1 protein-coding gene is annotated in these 1,119 nt (G+C 70.2%); it reads right to left on the bottom strand.

Annotated elements, in window-relative coordinates:
- Window positions 1–114: 114 nt before the first annotated feature.
- A partial coding sequence (locus AB0N14_RS34670; RefSeq protein ID WP_366029671.1) for an IS701 family transposase occupies window positions 115–1,119 on the bottom strand: 1,005 nt, incomplete at its 5' end.

Raw genomic sequence — 1,119 nt, 5'->3', positions numbered from 1 at the left:
TAGTAGTGCTTGGTCAGGTCCGTATGGGTGTGGGTATGTCGCGGTGGCAGGTGGGGCAGGCGCCGGTCCAGAGGGCGAGGAGTGTCTGTAGCTCGCGGACGACCTGGTAGAGGCTCAGGCCGGCGCCGCGTCTTGTGGGGCTCTGGTCAGTCGTTGCAGGGTGCAGAAGGCGTGCGCGACGGAGACGAGAGTGACGTGGTGGTGCCATCCGTTCCAGGTGCGGCCCTCGAAGTGGGCAAGTCCCAGGGCCTGTTTCATCTCCCGGTAGTCGTGCTCGATGCGCCAGCGGAGTTTGGCGAGGCGGACCAGTGTGGTCAGAGGCATGCCGGGGGGCAGGTCGGACAGCCAGTACTGCACCGGCTCGCTCTCGTCGGCGGGCCATTCGGCCAGCAGCCAGCACACGGGCAGTTCCGGGCCGTCGGTGGCCTGGCGGACCTCGCGTCCGGCAGGCCGGATGCGCAGGGCCACGAAGCGGGAGTACATCCGCTTGCGGCCCGAGCGGCCGGTGCCGGGCCGGGAGCCCTCCCGCCACTGCACCGGCCTGGCCGCCTTCCGGCCCGCCGCGACGACCAGTTCCTTGACCGACCGCGGCTTGTCGGGATACTTCGCCACCGGCGGACGTCCGGACCCCGAGTACGGCTCGGCCACCGGTACCGCGTCGGCGCTGTGGGCCGACAGCGTGCTGGAGATCCCCACCACATAGTTCAGGCCGCGCTCCTGCAGTCCGTGCCGGAAGGCGGCGGCGTCGCCGTATCCGGCGTCCGCAATGGCCAGCGGCACCTCGAGTCCCCAGGAGCGGGTCTCATCGAGCATGTCCAGGGCCAGCTGCCACTTCTCCACATGCCCGACGTCGTCGGGGATGCCGCACGCGGCACGTCGGGCGACCTTGCCCGGATCGGCCTTCGGCGAGGCGGGATCCCAGGTCTGGGGCAGGAACAGTCGCCAGTTGACTGCCGCAGAGGCGTGGTCGGACGCGAGGTGGAGCGAGACGCCGACCTGGCAGTTGGTGATCTTGCCGGCGGTGCCGGTGTACTGCCGCGACACGCATGCCGAGGCAGTCCCGTCCTTGAGGAACCCGGTGTCGTCGAAGACCAGGGCCTGCGGCCCGATCACTCCCTC

This window comes from Streptomyces sp. NPDC051104 (genome assembly GCF_040682835.1).
Taxonomy (GTDB): domain Bacteria; phylum Actinomycetota; class Actinomycetes; order Streptomycetales; family Streptomycetaceae; genus Streptomyces; species Streptomyces cynarae.
This window is presented reverse-complemented; position numbering and strand designations above follow the sequence as displayed.